Annotated in this window: 16 protein-coding genes and 1 pseudogene; 4 read left to right on the top strand and 13 right to left on the bottom strand. The window is 67.4% G+C overall.

The window, feature by feature from the left end:
- Positions 1 to 67: 67 nt before the first annotated feature.
- The 11 genes and pseudogenes from E6A21_RS18270 to E6A21_RS06105 all read right to left on the bottom strand — a co-directional run.
- Positions 68 to 274 (bottom strand): annotated as a pseudogene (locus E6A21_RS18270) (ATP-binding cassette domain-containing protein); the annotation flags it as partial.
- Positions 271 to 1,239 (bottom strand): efflux RND transporter periplasmic adaptor subunit, encoded by a 969-nt coding sequence (locus E6A21_RS06150; RefSeq protein ID WP_212745881.1) that lies wholly within the window; start codon positions 1,237 to 1,239, stop codon positions 271 to 273. The gene E6A21_RS06150 and the pseudogene E6A21_RS18270, both read right to left, overlap by 4 nt.
- Before the next feature lie 160 nt (positions 1,240 to 1,399).
- Entirely contained in the window at positions 1,400 to 2,308 is a 909-nt protein-coding gene (locus E6A21_RS06145) for a hypothetical protein (RefSeq protein WP_138443261.1), read from the bottom strand.
- A gap of 51 nt (positions 2,309 to 2,359) precedes the next feature.
- Positions 2,360 to 2,737 (bottom strand): hypothetical protein, encoded by a 378-nt coding sequence (locus tag E6A21_RS06140; RefSeq protein WP_138443260.1) that lies wholly within the window; start codon positions 2,735 to 2,737, stop codon positions 2,360 to 2,362.
- Between the two features lie 98 nt (positions 2,738 to 2,835).
- Positions 2,836 to 3,534, bottom strand: coding sequence for a MazG nucleotide pyrophosphohydrolase domain-containing protein (locus E6A21_RS06135; RefSeq protein WP_138443259.1), 699 nt, complete (start codon positions 3,532 to 3,534; stop codon positions 2,836 to 2,838).
- 12 nt (positions 3,535 to 3,546) lie between these two features.
- The gene (locus E6A21_RS06130) at positions 3,547 to 4,689 is read right to left on the bottom strand and encodes an adenosine deaminase (RefSeq protein WP_138443258.1); all 1,143 of its coding nucleotides are present in this window, start codon (positions 4,687 to 4,689) and stop codon (positions 3,547 to 3,549) included.
- A complete protein-coding gene (locus E6A21_RS06125) occupies positions 4,682 to 5,458 on the bottom strand; it encodes a DedA family protein (protein WP_138443257.1) in 777 nt (258 codons plus the stop codon). Before E6A21_RS06125 ends, E6A21_RS06130 begins: the two co-directional genes overlap by 8 nt.
- Positions 5,459 to 5,589: 131 nt before the next feature.
- Positions 5,590 to 6,921, bottom strand: a complete 1,332-nt coding sequence (locus E6A21_RS06120) for a thymidine phosphorylase (protein ID WP_138443256.1) — start codon at positions 6,919 to 6,921, stop codon at positions 5,590 to 5,592.
- A complete protein-coding gene (locus E6A21_RS06115) occupies positions 6,918 to 7,358 on the bottom strand; it encodes a cytidine deaminase (protein WP_138443255.1) in 441 nt (146 codons plus the stop codon). The genes E6A21_RS06120 and E6A21_RS06115 overlap by 4 nt, the downstream gene beginning before the upstream one ends.
- Before the next feature lie 6 nt (positions 7,359 to 7,364).
- On the bottom strand, positions 7,365 to 8,564 hold the full coding sequence (locus E6A21_RS06110; RefSeq protein WP_138443254.1) for an amidohydrolase: 1,200 nt from the start codon (positions 8,562 to 8,564) through the stop codon (positions 7,365 to 7,367).
- 83 nt (positions 8,565 to 8,647) lie between these two features.
- Positions 8,648 to 9,802 (bottom strand): mannose-1-phosphate guanylyltransferase, encoded by a 1,155-nt coding sequence (locus E6A21_RS06105; protein ID WP_138443253.1) that lies wholly within the window; start codon positions 9,800 to 9,802, stop codon positions 8,648 to 8,650.
- A gap of 259 nt (positions 9,803 to 10,061) precedes the next feature.
- Between E6A21_RS06105 and sdhC the strand changes: the two genes are divergently transcribed.
- From sdhC to E6A21_RS06085, 4 genes are all read left to right on the top strand, one after another.
- The gene (sdhC, locus tag E6A21_RS06100; protein WP_138443252.1) at positions 10,062 to 10,439 is read left to right on the top strand and encodes a succinate dehydrogenase, cytochrome b556 subunit; all 378 of its coding nucleotides are present in this window, start codon (positions 10,062 to 10,064) and stop codon (positions 10,437 to 10,439) included.
- Between the two features lie 5 nt (positions 10,440 to 10,444).
- Positions 10,445 to 10,930 (top strand): succinate dehydrogenase hydrophobic membrane anchor subunit, encoded by a 486-nt coding sequence (locus tag E6A21_RS06095; protein WP_138443251.1) that lies wholly within the window; start codon positions 10,445 to 10,447, stop codon positions 10,928 to 10,930.
- Positions 10,931 to 11,002: 72 nt separating this feature from the next.
- The gene (gene sdhA, locus E6A21_RS06090) at positions 11,003 to 12,790 is read left to right on the top strand and encodes a succinate dehydrogenase flavoprotein subunit (protein ID WP_138443250.1); all 1,788 of its coding nucleotides are present in this window, start codon (positions 11,003 to 11,005) and stop codon (positions 12,788 to 12,790) included.
- Positions 12,790 to 13,572: a succinate dehydrogenase iron-sulfur subunit gene (locus E6A21_RS06085; RefSeq protein WP_138443249.1), complete on the top strand. Its 783-nt coding sequence runs from the start codon at positions 12,790 to 12,792 to the stop codon at positions 13,570 to 13,572. Before sdhA ends, E6A21_RS06085 begins: the two co-directional genes overlap by 1 nt.
- A 163-nt stretch (positions 13,573 to 13,735) precedes the next feature.
- Here E6A21_RS06085 and E6A21_RS06080 read toward each other — a convergent pair whose 3' ends face one another.
- Positions 13,736 to 15,115 carry a YihY/virulence factor BrkB family protein gene (locus E6A21_RS06080; RefSeq protein ID WP_246036230.1) on the bottom strand — a complete coding sequence of 460 codons (1,380 nt, stop codon included), beginning with the start codon at positions 15,113 to 15,115 and terminating at the stop codon, positions 13,736 to 13,738.
- Positions 15,033 to 15,608, bottom strand: coding sequence for a 2'-5' RNA ligase family protein (locus E6A21_RS06075; protein ID WP_138443248.1), 576 nt, complete (start codon positions 15,606 to 15,608; stop codon positions 15,033 to 15,035). Before E6A21_RS06075 ends, E6A21_RS06080 begins: the two co-directional genes overlap by 83 nt.
- Position 15,609 lies beyond the last annotated feature (1 nt).

Below are 15,609 nucleotides of genomic sequence, written 5' to 3'. Positions count from 1 at the left end.
TCCCGCAGGTCCCCACTGGGCGCCCCTGCAGGAGATACTCCCCCTCGTCCGCCCTATCCAGGGTTCCGATGATGTTCAGGAGCGTGGACTTGCCCGAACCGGACGCGCCGACGATCGCGACGAAGTCGCCGTCCTCGATATCGAGGTCGCATCCCCGCAGGGCAATGGTGCCTTCGTCGAAGCTCTTGGCGACGCCGCGCAGGGAGATCGCGGGCCGGGAGATAACGGGCCGGGAGATCGCGGGCGTCGGGCACGCCTCTTCGTCCGCGCTCATCCGACGATGACCTTGGTTCCCACGGGAAGCTCGGGGCTCGGGTCGATGCTTGCCCATCCGCCTTCCTGGGCGAGGATCTTGACCGGCACATCGCGCGTCGGCGGCGAGGTGCCCGCGCTCGCTCGCTCGGCGTCGCGCGTCACGAAAGTCCCCTGCGAGCCTTGTCTGACGGCGCTCAACGGCACCGCTGGCCCGCGCTTTCCTTGGCCGCTGACCGTGACGGAGACTGTGCTCGACTCCTTGAGGGCGGCGGCGTCCTGGGCGGACAACTCAACGCGGACGTCGTGACCGGCGCGCTGTTCCTTCGAGGCCTCGTTGCTCTGGAACGGCCCGATGGATGCAATGGTCCCGGGGAAGCTGGCCCCTCCCGATGCTCTGACCGTCACAGCCGTCCCGACCTTGACGGAATCCGCCTCTGGCACGGTGAACCTCGAAGTGACCGACTGCTGGCCCGCCGATAGAACGAACAGCGGCTTGCCCGGCTCGAGCCTCTGGCCGACGGCCGGGGCCTGCCGAACCGAACCGTCCCCTGAGGCGAAGGCAAAATGCTCCATGGCGACGTAGGCCCTCCCGTCGCTCTCGGGAAGCCTTTGACCGGACGACTTGTACCAGAGTCCTGTCGCCGCGAGGGTCCGGGCGTCCATCGTGCCAGTGGCTGCCCCACGGAGATAGCCAAGACGCACTAGCAGCGTCTGGAACGCCGCGACGTCTGGCCCCACATCGCCCTGACGCATGTCGCGGTAGAGCGGGATCCCTTCAGGTATCAGGAAGACGGGGATGCCTGAGACCGTCGCCAGGAGATCGCCGACGGCGACCGGCGTACCGGGGGCCTTCAGCACCGACGTCACGATCTGCTTGGAGCCTGCGGCTGGCACGTCGAACCGGACTTCATGGGTCGGGGCGCCGCTGACTATTCCCTGGACGCTCAGGCTGGACGTGACGATACGTTCCTCCACCGCTGCCATTACGCGGACCGACTCGGGGGCTTCCCGGAGCGTTACGTCTTCAGGGGAACGCACGAGCGTGCCGAGCCAATAGCTGCAGGCAATGCTCGCGACGACGAGGATTATGAAGCCAGAAATGACAGCTGGACGGCCGGCAAATGGAATACGAGGCTCCGGTCCCCTACGCGCCATGCTCAGCCAGGACCTTGCGCGCCCTGGCCAGCGCGTCCTGCTTGGTCTTGGCCAGCTCGGCCAGCTGCGCCTCCTTCAGGGCCATGAGCGCGGCCTGGTACTGCGCCTCGATGTCGGACAACCGCTGCATCACCGAGAACCTCTGCTTGCAGCGGACGTCCTTCACGGCGTCGCGGATCTGCTGTTCCTTCGACGAGTTCCCCATCGACACTCCCCACTCCCCCGATCCGGGATCTGGAGTAAGGCCCTCGGCCTTGATGCATTCGAGCCACTGGCGATTGATCTGCCGATACTCCGGATCCGCCGCTGTTAGGCCCACCGCGTCGGAAATGATCTGACCGTGGAGAGTTGTCTTCCCGGCTATCTGTCCCGGGAGCAACTCAGCAAGGAATTGCCCCGAGGCGGTGAGACTGGACTCGCATTCCTGATAGGCCGCGTAGGCGTCGGGATCACCTTCCCCGTCGTTGCGAACGCCCGAGTCGTATCTGCCCTTGATCGTTCGGATTGTGCCCTTGTCCCATCCGTTGACCGCAGCCGACCACATGACCCATGGCCCATACTTGAGTTCACCCCGCACTTCGAAATCCCCGTGGATCTCGCGCACCGGTCGGCTTTGCGCTCGTACGCAGCCCTCGATGAGGTATAAATTTGCCGCGGACACGTCCACCCACTCCTCGGAAGAGTACGTATAAACGTCCATCGGCAGGGTGATGGACGCCGATGCCTCGTCCACCACGGCCTTCACCGACGCAAACTCCTTCCGATCGATTGCAGGAAGTGGCGTTTCCTTCGTGCTTTCGCCCGAGTTCTGCCCGCTCTGGGTGGAGCATCCACTGATAGCAAAGACCAGCACGCTCGCAACCGTTATGGCCCACCACTTCACAAGCCTGTCTTTCATGCTTTCCCTCTATCGATCGGGCAGCTGCGGTCGGAAGGGTCCGCGGCCTGATCAGCGCGCCTCATCGTGACTGCTGATCTTGTCGTTCCAGCTCCCGCCGCCGGGAAATGCCAACGAAGTCAAATTGAAGGCTTGCCCTTCCTTTGCATAGAATCGATGGCCCCAGAAGTTGGCGTGCTCGTAGAACATCACGTAGTGATACGGGCTCGTAGACCAGCCGATCCGAAAAGTGCTCGCCTGATCGTTCATCCAGCCGACGTAACCGTTGCGGTATGGCGCACCGTATTTCGCCCCGACGTAGTTGATGTCGGTCCAGAAGCACACCTGGTTGTTCGCACATCCGGAGTCGGCGGAAGCGGGTGCGAGACCCGCTCCCCCGACGAGCCCCGCCAGCACGGCTGCGATTCCGGCAATTCTCTTCTTCTTCATGGCGTCCCCTCCCACCTCTGGCGCCCAGCCGTTGCTGGTTCGCTTTTTTGAATCTACAACAGGAGGTCGGCGTCAGCCAGACCAAGCAACGCGTTCAGTCAGGTCGGCATGTGGCGAACGGCTCTGCGAAGGGCGCGCTCTGGATCGAGTCCCCGGAATCTCGCTGCTCGGACAACATCCAGGAGCAGTTCCCCGAGCTCTTCTTCGGTCACAAACTCGGCCAGCGCCGACCCGTCGGTGTCCGCTTGCCGAGGCCCGGCACCGTCGAGTGCCCTACGCCGCTCGGCTCGCCCGAGCGCCTTGTCGGCGAGGGCGAGCGCGGGGAGGTGACGCGGAAGCCCTTCGACGCTGCCCTCCCCAGAAGCCGCCATCGGCAGCACGTCGTCCCGCTCGGCGGACGCCGCAAGCTCGGTCTTCTCCTCGCGCTTCGCTGCGTCCCACGAGGTGATGATCTCCTCGACGGTCGTCGGGAAGCTCGGCTGCAGCGCGCCGTCGGACGTGAAGACGTGGCGATTGCGGCGGATCATCTTGGCGGTCAGTGCCTCTGCCACAGCGTCCAGATCGAAGGTTCCGCGCTCCCGTGCGATCTCGGAGTGCAGCACGACCTGGAGGAGGACGTCGGCGAGCTCCCCCTTCAGCTCATCGTCGGGGTGCCGCTCCTCGATGGCCTCGACGAGCTCATACGACTCCTCGATGAGGTACTCGACGAGCGAGGCGTGCGTGAGCGCCGCCGTCCAGAGGCAGTGCTCGCGGAGGAGGCGCACCACCTCCACGAGACGGTCGACGGCGGCGCTCATATTCGGGGATCCCTACTCGCCCAGGTCCCCGTAAGCCTCGTTGATGAACTCCACGAGGTCCTCACGATCCTCGAGCGGAAGGAACGCCGCCTCGGCCGCGTTGAGCGTGAGCTCGAGCAGATCGTCGAGATCGTAGTCGAAGGCCTCGACGAGCAGCTCGAACTCGTCCGTGAGCGTCACGCCGCTCATGAGCCGGTTGTCGGTGTTGACCGTGACCTTGAAGCCGAGTTCGTAGAGCATGTCGATCGGATGGTCGAGGATGTCTTCGCCCCAGCGGGCGATAGCCCCCGTCTGGAGGTTCGAGGACGGGCAGAGCTCGAGCGGGATCCCCCGGTCGCGCACCCAGGCGGCCAGCTCGCCGAGCGCGACGTCGAGGATCGGCACGCCGTCCTCGTCGACCTCCCCCGATTCCTCGACTGAGATGTCCTCGGCGATGCGGACGCCGTGGCCGAGGCGCAGGGCGCGACCGTCGACGAGCGCGGACTGGATGCTCTCGAGCCCCGCGGCCTCGCCGGCGTGCACCGTGGCCGGGAAGCTGTTCCTCGCGAGATACGTGAAGGCATCCGCGAAACGCGACGCCGGGAAGCCGTCCTCGGCCCCGGCGATGTCGAAGCCGACGGCGCCGTGCGCGCGGTGGCGCACGGCGAGCTCGGCAATCTCCTGCGCGCGGTCGGCATGGCGCATGGCCGTGATGAGCTGGCCGACGGCGATGACGCGACCGGACTCCTCCACCCTCGCAATGCCCTCCTCGATCCCGGCCTGGACCGCTTCCACGGCCTCGTCGAGGCTGAGCCCCCGCGTGAGGTGCTGCTCGGGCGCCCAGCGCACCTCGCCGTACACCACGCCGTCGTCCGCGAGGTCCTCGACGAATTCGCGCGCGATGCGGCGCAGTGCGGACTCGGTCTGCATGACGGCGATCGTGTGGTCGAACGTTTCGAGGTACCGCGGGAGCGAGCCTGAATCCGCCGATTCACGGAACCACTCGGCCAGCGCTACGGGTTCGGTGGAGGGCAGCTCGTGCCCGATCTCTGCGGCGAGCTCGATGATCGTGGCAGGCCTCAGGCCGCCGTCGAGATGGTCGTGGAGGGAAACCTTGGGAAGGGAGCGGAGGTCGAAGGTCAGATCAGGGGCGGCGTCGAAGATCGGCTCAGTCACGGTCCAACTTTAGGGAAGGGCTACGGCGGGCACCAGCCGGGCCCTCGGCGCTCTTCCTGTGCGGGGCATAGTCGTCCGCCGAAACGGGTGCCTCCGCGTGCTGGCCATAGTGCGCCCGACGCGCAGCCTCCGCGCGCGCCGCTGCCCGCTCCGCATCCTTGGCGTCGCGCCAGCGGTGCAGCAGCGTGATCAGGTGATCGAGGACGACGCCGAGGATGAGCGCGAACACGACGGCGACCACCGCACTCATGAGCGGATTGTGGTGCAGCCAGGGGAAGGAGCTCGCGAGCAGGCCAACCCCGAGCGAGTACCCCACCCAAGTCAGGCACGCGAACGCGTCGAGCCAGAAGAAGGTGCGGTGACGGAATCGGGTCGATCCTGCGACATAGTTGACCGCCACTCGGCCCCAGGGGATGTAGCGCGCCGTGAAGATGAGTACTGCCCCGCGTTTGTCGAGTTCGTGCCGCGCCCAGCCGAACATCTTCTGCACCCTTGGGCGACGCATCCACCGCCAGCGATCGGTGCCGATGCCCCGCCCCAGCATGTACGCGGTGTTGTCACCCGCGATCGCGCCCACCAGGGCGGTGAGGCCGAGGACCCACAGATTCGGCTCGCCGCTGTGACGCCAGTAGGCTGCAAGCGCCACGATGAGGGTCTCGCTCGGAGCGATCACGGCGAAGCCGTCTATGAAGAAGAAGAGGAGCAGGATCGGATAGATCCACCACTGCCCCGCAGCATGCAGAATCGCATGATCCAGAACGTTCAGCATGTGAGGGTGCTCCTTGCGCGGCGGGCCTGATTTCAGTTTCGCATGCCCTCAGGCATGCCGCCATCCGCTGGAGTGGAACGCTCCGCGTAGCGACGCTGTCCCCTGGCGCCGCTAAGGTCTCTTTCAGGGTGTCATGCGAGTCGATCGATGACAAGCTTCTGGGCTGGGCGGGCCCCGGCCGGCGCAATCAGGGCAACTCCCTCCAGCGCCTCCTTCGCCCGCCCGAAGCGCTCTGGGGTGTCCGTCAGGAGGGTCATGAGCGGCTCGCCAGCACGGACAAACGCGCCCGGCTTGGCGTGCAGTCGTACTCCTGCGGCCGCCTGCACGGCATCTTCCCTGCGCGCACGGCCGGCACCGAGCCGCCACGCGGCGGTCCCCACCTTGAGGGCGTCGAGCTCGACGAGGACCCCATCGGCCGCGGCGTAGACGATCTCGTTCTCCCGCGCGCGCGGGAGGGCAGCATCCGGGTCGCCGCCCTGGGCCTCGATCATCCTCCGCCATACATCCATCGCGCGTCCGTCGCGGAGCGCCTGGGCGGGGTCGGCGTCGTGCACGCCGGCGCACGCGAGCATCTCCTCGGCCAGACGCACCGTGAGCTCGACGACGTCGTCGGGCCCGCCGCCGGCGAGCACCTCGACGGCCTCCTCGACTTCGATCGCGTTCCCGACGGTGAGCCCGAGCGGAGTCGACATGTTGGTGAGGAGCGCCACCGTGTTCACCCCGGCGTCCGCACCCAGGGCCACCATCGTCTCTGCGAGCTCGCGCGCCTGTGCCTCGTCCTTCATGAACGCACCGGACCCCACCTTGACGTCGAGGACCAGGGAGCCTGTGCCCTCGGCGATCTTCTTGCTCATGATCGAGGAGGCGATGAGCGGGATCGATTCGACCGTGCCCGTGACATCGCGGAGCGCGTAGAGCTTCCTGTCGGCGGGAGCCAGCCCGCTGCCTGCTGCACAGACGACCGCGCCCACGGCGTCGAGCTGGGCCATCATCTCGTCGTTGCTGAGCCCGGCACGCCAGCCGGGAATCGACTCGAGCTTGTCAAGCGTCCCCCCGGTGTGGCCCAGGCCCCGCCCCGAGAGCTGCGGCACGGCAACCCCGAACACCGCGACAAGGGGGGCGAGCGGGAGGGTGATCTTGTCGCCAACACCGCCGGTGGAGTGCTTGTCCGCCGTCACCGGCGTCCCCCCGCCCGGCGTCCGCAGCGTGGAGAAGTCGAGGCGCTCGCCCGAGGCGATCATGGCGGCCGTCCACCGGGCGGTCTCACGATGGGTCATCCCGTTGAGCAGGATCGCCATGGCGAGTGCGGACATCTGCTCCTCGGCCACGACGCCGCGGGTGTAGGCGTCGACGACCCACTCGATCTGACCGTCCGAGAGGTCTCTGCCGTCCCTCTTCGTGCGGATGACGTCGACTGCGTCGAACGGCTCGGCCGCGCCGGCTCTGGCTAAGGGCTCGCTCACAGTGCCTCCTCCTCCTCGGGAACTTCAAGGTCCTCGGGCCCGAACGCGTCCGGAAGGACGTCATCGATCGATCGGATGCCCCGCTTCGTCATGAGCTCCATGCCAGGGGCGCGGAACTCGTAGAGGAGCTGGCGGCAGCGCCCGCACGGCATGAGTGGCGCCCCCTCGGCGTCCACGCACGCGAAGGCGCGGATGCGGCCGCCGCCGGTCAACTGGATCTGGCCGACGAGGGTGCATTCCGCGCACAGCGTGAGCCCGTAGGACGCGTTCTCGACGTTGCAGCCGGAGACGGTGCGGCCGTCGTCGAGCAGGGCGGCTGCGCCGACCGGGAACCGGGAATACGGGGCGTAGGCCTTGCGCATAGCACTCTGGGCAAGCGCCGCGAGCATCGGCCAGTCGACGGCTTCTGCCTCAGGCGTGCTCTCGAGCGGCTGCATGGGCCCTCAGAGATCCCGGATACTGCGCAGGGCGGCCGCGGCGAGGACGCGGACACCGCACGCGATCGCGCCCTCATCGACGATGAGGTCACCGCGGTGCAGGTCATACTCCTCACCGCCGGGCGTGTGGATACCGAGACGGAACATCGACCCAGGGATCTCGGCGAGAAACCAGGCGAAGTCCTCCCCACCCATCGACTGCGGCGTGAGGACGACCGCGTCCTCGCCGAGCTCAGCCCTCGCGGCTGCTTCGATGAGCGCCGTCTCGTGCTCGGAGTTCACGACCGGCGGTACGCCGCGGGTGTGCTCGAGCCGCACGTCGACGCCGTAGGGTGCTGCCACCTGCTGGACCACCTCGTCGAGGAGCTCGCCCGCGCTGTGCCAGGCCTCCCGGTCGAGGCAGCGCATCGTCCCGGCCATATGGCCGATGGCGGGGATCGCGTTGGGCGCCGCGCCCGCTGCGATCTGGCCCCAGACCATCGAGACGCCGCTGCGCACGTCGACGCGGCGGGACAGTACCGCGGGAACGTTGATCGCGATCTGGGACAGCGCGAAGACAAGGTCCTCGGTCAGGTGCGGGCGGGACGTGTGGCCGCCACGCCCCACGAGCTCGATCCGAATGGTGTCCGAGGCAGAGGTGATGGAGCCGATCCGAGTGCCGATCCGGCCCACCTCGATCCGCGGATCGCAGTGGAGTGCCATGATGCGCGGAACACCCGAGAGCACTCCTTGGTCGATGCACGCGAGCGCGCCGCCCGGCATCGTTTCCTCGGCGGGCTGGAACACGATGCGCACCGTTGCCCCGAGGGGCTCCTCGCGGTGCTTGTCGGCCAGGACGAGGGCCGCGCCGAGGGCGCACGTCGCGTGCACGTCATGGCCGCACGCGTGCGTGACGCCGTGGTTGAGCGAGGCGAATGGAAGGCCCGTCTCCTCGATGATCGGAAGGGCGTCGATGTCGCCCCGGAGCGCGGTCGCGATCGGCCCCTCACCGATGTCCACGACGACGCCGGTCCCGTCGAGGCGCCTGGGCTCGAGCCCGGCCGCCTCCAGACGGGCGACGATGCGGTCGGTCGTTCGGTATTCCTGGAAGCTCAGCTCTGGGTGCGCATGCAGGTCACGGCGGAAGGCAATGAGATCAGGGAGGAGATGATCGAGACGGGGGCCGACGAGGGGCGTCGGGTCGGCTTCCGTGGTGTAGTTGCGCACCTGTTCACTTTAGCGCCACGCCCTCTTCGCCCATGCTTCAGGGACGGCCCCGGTCCGCTCCGGGTCTCCGATGGCCTCGGGGCTCAGAGGACGTCGGTGTCGCCGCTCGCCTTGAGCGCCGCCACGGCGCCCTTGACCTTCTGGGCGTGCTCCTTCGTGGTCACGAGGAGTGCGTCGGGCGTATCGACGATCACGACATCCTGGATGCCGATGAGCGCAATCACGCGCTTCGTATCGGAGACGACCATTCCGCTCGCGTCCTCCGTGAAGACCCGTGCGCCCTCGCCCAGGACGGTGACGGCGTCGACTTCGCGGGCGCTGTTGAGCCGGCCGATCGCGGCGAAGTCCCCGACGTCGTCCCAGCGGAAGGCACCGGGCACGACGGCGACGTCCCCGGCGGCCGCTGCCGGCTCGGCGACGGCGTAGTCGATGGCGATCTTCGGCAGGGTCGGCCACACGCGTGCGGTCACCTCGTCCCGGTCTGGGGTATCCCATGCAGCTGCGATCTCGGCGAGACCGGCATAGAGCTCCGGCTGGTTCGCCTCGAGATGCTCGAGCATCAGGGAGACCGGGGCGACGAACATGCCTGCGTTCCACAGGTACTCGCCGGACGCGAGGTACTTCTCGGCCACCTCGAGGTTCGGCTTCTCGACGAACTCGGCGACGGCACGGGCGCTGGGTGCCCCCTCGACGTCGAGCGCCTCTCCCCCGCGGATGTAGCCGAAGCCGGTCGAGGGATGGGTCGGCTCGATGCCGATGGTCACGATCTTTCCGCGCTCCCCCGAGGCGGCCGTATGGATGGCCTCGAGCACCGCGGCGCGGAACACGGAGTCAGGGCTGATCACGTGGTCCGCAGCGAACGAGCCCATGATCGTCGCCGGGTCGCGGCGGTGCAGGATGGCCGCAGCCAGCCCGATGGCGGCACCGGAGTCCTTCGGCTCGCTCTCGAGCACGAGGTCGGCCGAGTCGAGTTCGGGGATCTGGAGGCACACGGCCGCGCGGTGCGCCTGACCGGTCACCACGAGGAGGCGGCCGTTGGCGAGGGGCCTCAGCCTGTCGTACGTCGCCCGGATGAGCGTGCTCCCAGACCCCGTGAGGTCATGGAGGAACTTCGGGGCCGCCGCGCGCGAGAGTGGCCACAGCCGCGTGCCGACACCACCAGCCGGGATGACGGCGACGAATCGGTCCACGACGGGGTCGCGGCCTGGTGCGCTCGCCGCCGGAAAATCAGTGCTCATCACCCCCACTCTAATGGAGCCGGACGCACGGAGTGTGAGGGAGCAGCGCCCCGCTCTGCCCGGACTGCGGGACCCTGTGATAATCCCCACTCTCCTGACCGCACGGAAGTCGGCAAATTGAATAAGCTGTGGGCGAAGCCTAGATTTAGGCTGGAGCTCGACAGAGTACGCGTCCGCCAGCCGAGACGGGCGCCTTCTGCATCGGTGCCCTCGCCTTTCTGGTGAGCGCCCGCATCGGTGCTCGCAGGGAGGTTTATCAGTGCCGACGAAACCAGCTGGCACCCTGTACCGCGGCCGTGAAGGCATGTGGTCCTGGGTCGGGCACCGTATTACCGGTGTCGTGATCTTCTTCTTCTTGTTGGTGCATGTGCTGGACACCTCATTGGTGCGTGTGTCCCCTGACGCCTACAACGCCGTCATCGGCGAATACAAGAACCCGGTCATGGGCCTCGGCGAGACCGCGCTCGTGGCCGCCATCCTCTTCCACGCCTTCAACGGCCTGCGGATCATCGCCGTCGACTTCTGGAAGAGCGGCCCCAAGTACCAGCGCCAGATGCTGTGGACGGTCGTCATCGTGTGGGCCGTCGTGTTCGTGGCGTTCGCCATCCGCCAACTCTCGATCGTGTTCGGAGGCTGACCGGCATGAGCACCACCCCTGACATTCGATTCCCCCGCAGCACGTCCGAGACGGGCCGCGTCTCCCCCAAGTACACGCGCCACGGCAGCGGCGCCAAGGGCGGCTTCGAGATGGCGGCATGGCTCTTCATGCGCCTCTCGGGCATCGTGCTCGTCGTGCTCATCTTCGGGCACCTGTTCGTCAACCTGATGGTCGGCCATGGCGTGCACGCGATCGACTTCGGCTTCGTCGCCGGCAAGTGGGCCAACCCGTTCTGGCAGTGGTGGGACCTGGCCATGCTGTGGCTTGCCATGCTCCACGGCGCGAACGGCGTCCGCACGATCATCAACGACTACGCCGACCGGGACAGCCTCCGCTTCTGGCTCCTCGTCGTCCTGTACGCCGCCGCAACGGCCATCATCATCCTCGGCACGCTGGTGATCTTCACCTTCGACCCGTGCCCGGTCATCAACGGCGTCCATACCGGCGCCGACTTCTGCCCCAAGCCGTAGCATGCCTTCCAGGCGGCGCCCTCCGCACGCGAGCGACGCCGCAGTCTTGCGCTAGAGAGAGAAGCATCCAGTATGCAGGTCCACAAGTACGACGTGGTGATCGTCGGCGCCGGCGGCGCCGGCATGCGCGCAGCCATTGAATCCGGCCAGCGTGCCCGCACCGCGGTGCTGACCAAGCTGTACCCCACCCGCTCCCACACCGGCGCGGCACAGGGCGGCATGTGTGCCGCCCTCGCCAACGTCGAGGAGGACAACTGGGAGTGGCACACCTTCGACACCGTCAAGGGCGGCGACTACCTCGTCGACCAGGACGCCGCGGAGGTCATGGCGAAGGAGGCGATCGACGCCGTCCTCGACCTCGAGAAGATGGGCCTTCCGTTCAACCGCACGCCTGAGGGCCGCATCGACCAGCGCAGGTTCGGCGGCCACACCCGCGACCACGGCAAGGCGCCCGTCCGCCGGGCGTGCTATGCAGCCGACCGCACGGGACACATGATCCTCCAGACGCTGTACCAGAACTGCGTCAAGCACAATGTCGAGTTCTACAACGAGTACTACGTCCTCGACCTCCTCGTCGTCGAAGAGGACGCTGTGCGCGAGGACGGAACGCCGTACAAGCAGAAGCGCGTTGCCGGAGTCGTGAGCTACGACCTCGCGTCGGGCGAGATCCACATCTTCCAGGCGAAGGCCATCATCTTCGCGACGGGCGGCGCGGGCAAGGTCTTCAAGACGACGTCGAACGCGCACACGCTCACGGGCGACGGCATGGGCATCGCCTTCCGCCGCGGGATCCCCCTCGAGGACATGGAGTTCTTCCAGTTCCACCCGACGGGCCTCGCCGGACTCGGAATCCTCCTCTCGGAGGCAGCCCGCGGCGAGGGCGCGATCCTGCGCAACTCCGAGGGCGAGCGCTTCATGGAGCGCTACGCGCCGACCATCAAGGACCTCGCTCCCCGCGACATCGTGGCCCGCTCGATGGCCAACGAGGTGCGCGAGGGACGCGGCGCCGGCCCGAACAAGGACTACGTCCTGCTCGACCTGACCCACCTCGAGCCCGCGCACATCGATGCCAAGCTCCCGGACATCACCGAGTTCGCGCGCACGTACCTCGGCGTCGAGCCCTACACCGAGCCCGTGCCCGTCTACCCGACCGCGCACTACGCCATGGGCGGCATCCCCACGAACATCAAGGGCGAGGTCCTCCAGGACAACGACACGGTCATCCCCGGCCTCTACGCAGCCGGCGAGGTCGCGTGCGTGTCGGTGCACGGCTCCAACCGCCTCGGCACCAACTCGCTCCTCGACATCAACGTCTTCGGCAAGCGATCGGGCATCAACGCAGCCGAGTACGCCAAGACGGCCGACTTCGTCGAACTCCCGGAGGACCCCTCAGCCGAGACGATCGCCATGCTCGACGTCGTCCGCACCGGAACCGGAACCGAGAGGGTCGCCGCGATCCGCTCGGACCTCCAGGAGACCATGGACGCGAACATGCAGGTGTTCCGCACCGCCGAATCGATCACGACGGCCCTCGGCGACATCACGAAGCTGCGCGAGCGGTACCGGAACATCAGCATCCAGGACAAGGGCAAGCGGTTCAACCTCGATCTCCTCGAGGCAGTCGAGCTCGGCTTCCTTCTGGACCTCGCCGAGGCCATGACTGTTGCTGCCCTCCACCGCAAGGAGTCCCGCGGTGGCCACTACCGTGAGGACTTCCCCGACCGCGACGACGCCAACTGGATGAAGCACACGATGCTCTACAAGGACCCCACGGCCGAGACCGAGGGCATCAAGGGCATCCGCTTCGGCACGAAGCGGGTCGTGTTCACCCGTTACGAGCCGATGGAGCGTAAGTACTGATGACCGCGTCAACTGCAGAGCCTGCATCCAAGGTCGAGCTTCCCGCGAGCGTCGGCGGCGGGGGCGAGATCCCCACGTTCGACGTGACGCTCCGCGTGCGCCGTTACAACCCCGAGGTCTCGGACGAGTCGCACTGGGACGAGTTCAAGCTCACCATGTACGGCACGGACCGCGTGCTCGACGCCCTCCACAAGGTCAAGTGGGAGCTCGACGGCTCGCTCTCGTTCCGTCGCTCGTGCGCGCACGGCGTGTGCGGATCCGATGCCATGCGCATCAACGGCCGAAACCGCCTCGCGTGCAAGACCCTCCTCAAGGACCTCGACACGTCCAAGCCGATCACCGTTGAGCCCATCAAGGGCCTCCCGGTCGAGAAGGACCTGATTGTGGACATGGAGCCGTTCTTCCAGTCGTACCGCGAGATCATGCCGTTCCTCGTGACGACGGGCCACGCGCCCACGAAGGAGCGCCTCCAGTCTCCCGAGGACCGCGAGCGTTTCGACGACACCACGAAGTGCATCCTCTGTGCCGCCTGCACGTCCTCCTGCCCCGTCTTCTGGACCGACGGCCAGTACTTCGGGCCGGCCGCGATCGTGAATGCGCACCGCTTCATCTTCGATTCGCGTGACGACGCCGGCGACATGCGGCTCGAGATCCTCAACGACAAGGAAGGCGTGTGGCGCTGCCGCACGATCTTCAACTGCTCGGAGGCCTGCCCGCGTGGCATCCAGGTCACGAAGGCGATCTCCGAGGTCAAGCAGGCGGTCCTCGCCCGCCAGTTCTGAGTCAACCCCACCCCCGCCGGACGCGGGGCCGAGGGAATGAGGAGGGGCGCCACTGCTGCATCGCAGTGGCGCCCCTCCTCCTATGTCGCTCGGCGTTCAATGCCGCCCAGCTCCCTATCTCGCCGGGATCGCTGTGCCCGCCGGCCCTCTCTGGAAACCTACGTCAGGCACGCCCGCGGCGGCGCAGGCCTCGCAGCCAGCTCCCGATGCCGTGCTTCTGCGGCGCGTCGGGCGCGAGCGGCGCGGTATCCGGTGCCACGGCGGTCACGGGCTCGGGCGGCCCCACGCTGACCGGAACGTCCGGAAGGCCCGGCGAGCGCGCGCCGTCGTCCGTGTGCGGCCCGCGCGAGCCGACGTTGACGGGTTGACGACGGGGCCGCGCCCGAAGCTCCGCTTCGCTGCGTGAAAGCTGAGGCCCGGGGCGGAACGACGGGCGGGACGAGCCGAGCATGCCAGGCCGGCGCCCAGCGACGGCACCCGCATCAGCCTCTCGGATCGCGGCCCACGATCCCGAGACGAGGTAGACCTGGCTCACGAGGTTGAACCAGATGAGCAGGCCGATGATGATCGCGAAGGATGCGAGCAACGGATTGGCGCCCGCCCGCGCGAGCAGCTGGCTGCTGAAGAGCTGCAGCACCGTGGTGCCCGCTCCCGCGATGATCGTCGCCTCGAGCCACGCGCGCCGCGACAGCCGGAGGCCGGCCGCGAGACGGAACATGATGACGGCGGTGACCCAGTTGAGGACGAGGGGAACCACGATCCCGATGAGCCAGCTGATCGGTGCCACGACGGCCTTGTCGAGGTGCAGCAGGTCCGCGATGAAGCCGATCGCTCCCGTGAACAGGATGCTCACGCCAGAGGTGAGCACGAGCGCGACGCCGAGGAGCAGAAGGGTTCCAGCGTCGTGGAGGCGCACGATGACGGCATTGACCTGGAGCGGCGGCTCCGCCAGAACGCCCCGGAGGCCATCCCGCAGGCTGCTGATCCAGCCCAAGGAGGTGAAGACGGTGACGATGGCCCCGATGATGGCCGTCAGGCCCAGACCGGAGGGGTTGAGGAGCGCGTTGGGGTCCGCGATGCCCTCATGGCCGTCGACCTTGAGCAGGCCGGGAGCGGACTGCGCGACAAGCTGGACAGTCTTGTTCACGATCTCCGGCTGCCCGGCCAGCACGAGGCCGACGATGGAGAACCCGGTCGTCAACAGGCCGAGGATCGAGAAGAACATGTTGAAGCCGATTCCTGCGCTCATGAGCGGGCCGTGGCGAAGCCCGTAGAGCTGCATCGTGCGCGGGAGGCGCCAGGTGCTCACCTTCGCGACGATCCATTGGATGAGGGCGAGATAGCGCTTGACCCCAGCCTTCTCGTCCAGCTTCGCCCGGCCCCAGGCCTGGCGGGCATGGAGCGCGTTGAGACGCAGCCGATCCAAGTCGGTGGGCGGGGTCGGGCCGGCCTTCTGCGGGTCAGCTCCGGCGGCGCGCTGGCGCTTCTCCCCCGAAGTCGAGCTCTTCCCGTAGTTGCCAGAAGCCGTCGGCGTCGTGCTCATATAGCCCCATGCTAGCCACTGTGAAGGAGGTGCTGTAGTTTTTCAGCGCCTCCTCCGCCTCGTCGAGCCGCTCGGCGTCCACATCGTGGGCCACCGTCACATGCGGGTGGTAGGGGAACGGGAGCTCACGCTCGAGGGGTCCGCGCTGCAGTTCGACATGGAGCCGCACGCACTCCTCGAACCCCTCCGTGACCTCGAGGTACACCACATCCGAGATCGGACGGAACGAACCGGTGCCGCAGAGCGTCACCCGGAAAGGGGCCTGCCGCGCCGCGACTTCGCGCACATGGCTCACCGTCGCGTCCCAGTCCTCGGTCTCCGTCGTCGTCACAAGCGTGATGTGAGCGGGGATGACGTCGGCCACCGGGTCCCCGAAGGACGCGCGCCACTTCCGGAGCTCCGCCGCGACGTCCTCCGGGAAGCCGAGGATGACGCCGACGAGCGGATTCGCCCCGTCCTGCGACTGAGTCTGCCCTTCAGGCCGGCCTGTCATC

Origin of the sequence: Sinomonas susongensis, assembly GCF_005877005.1 — a bacterium.
In the GTDB taxonomy this organism is placed as follows: domain Bacteria; phylum Actinomycetota; class Actinomycetes; order Actinomycetales; family Micrococcaceae; genus Sinomonas; species Sinomonas susongensis.
Note: the sequence above shows the minus strand (reverse complement) of the source record. Positions and strands in the feature narration are given on the sequence as shown.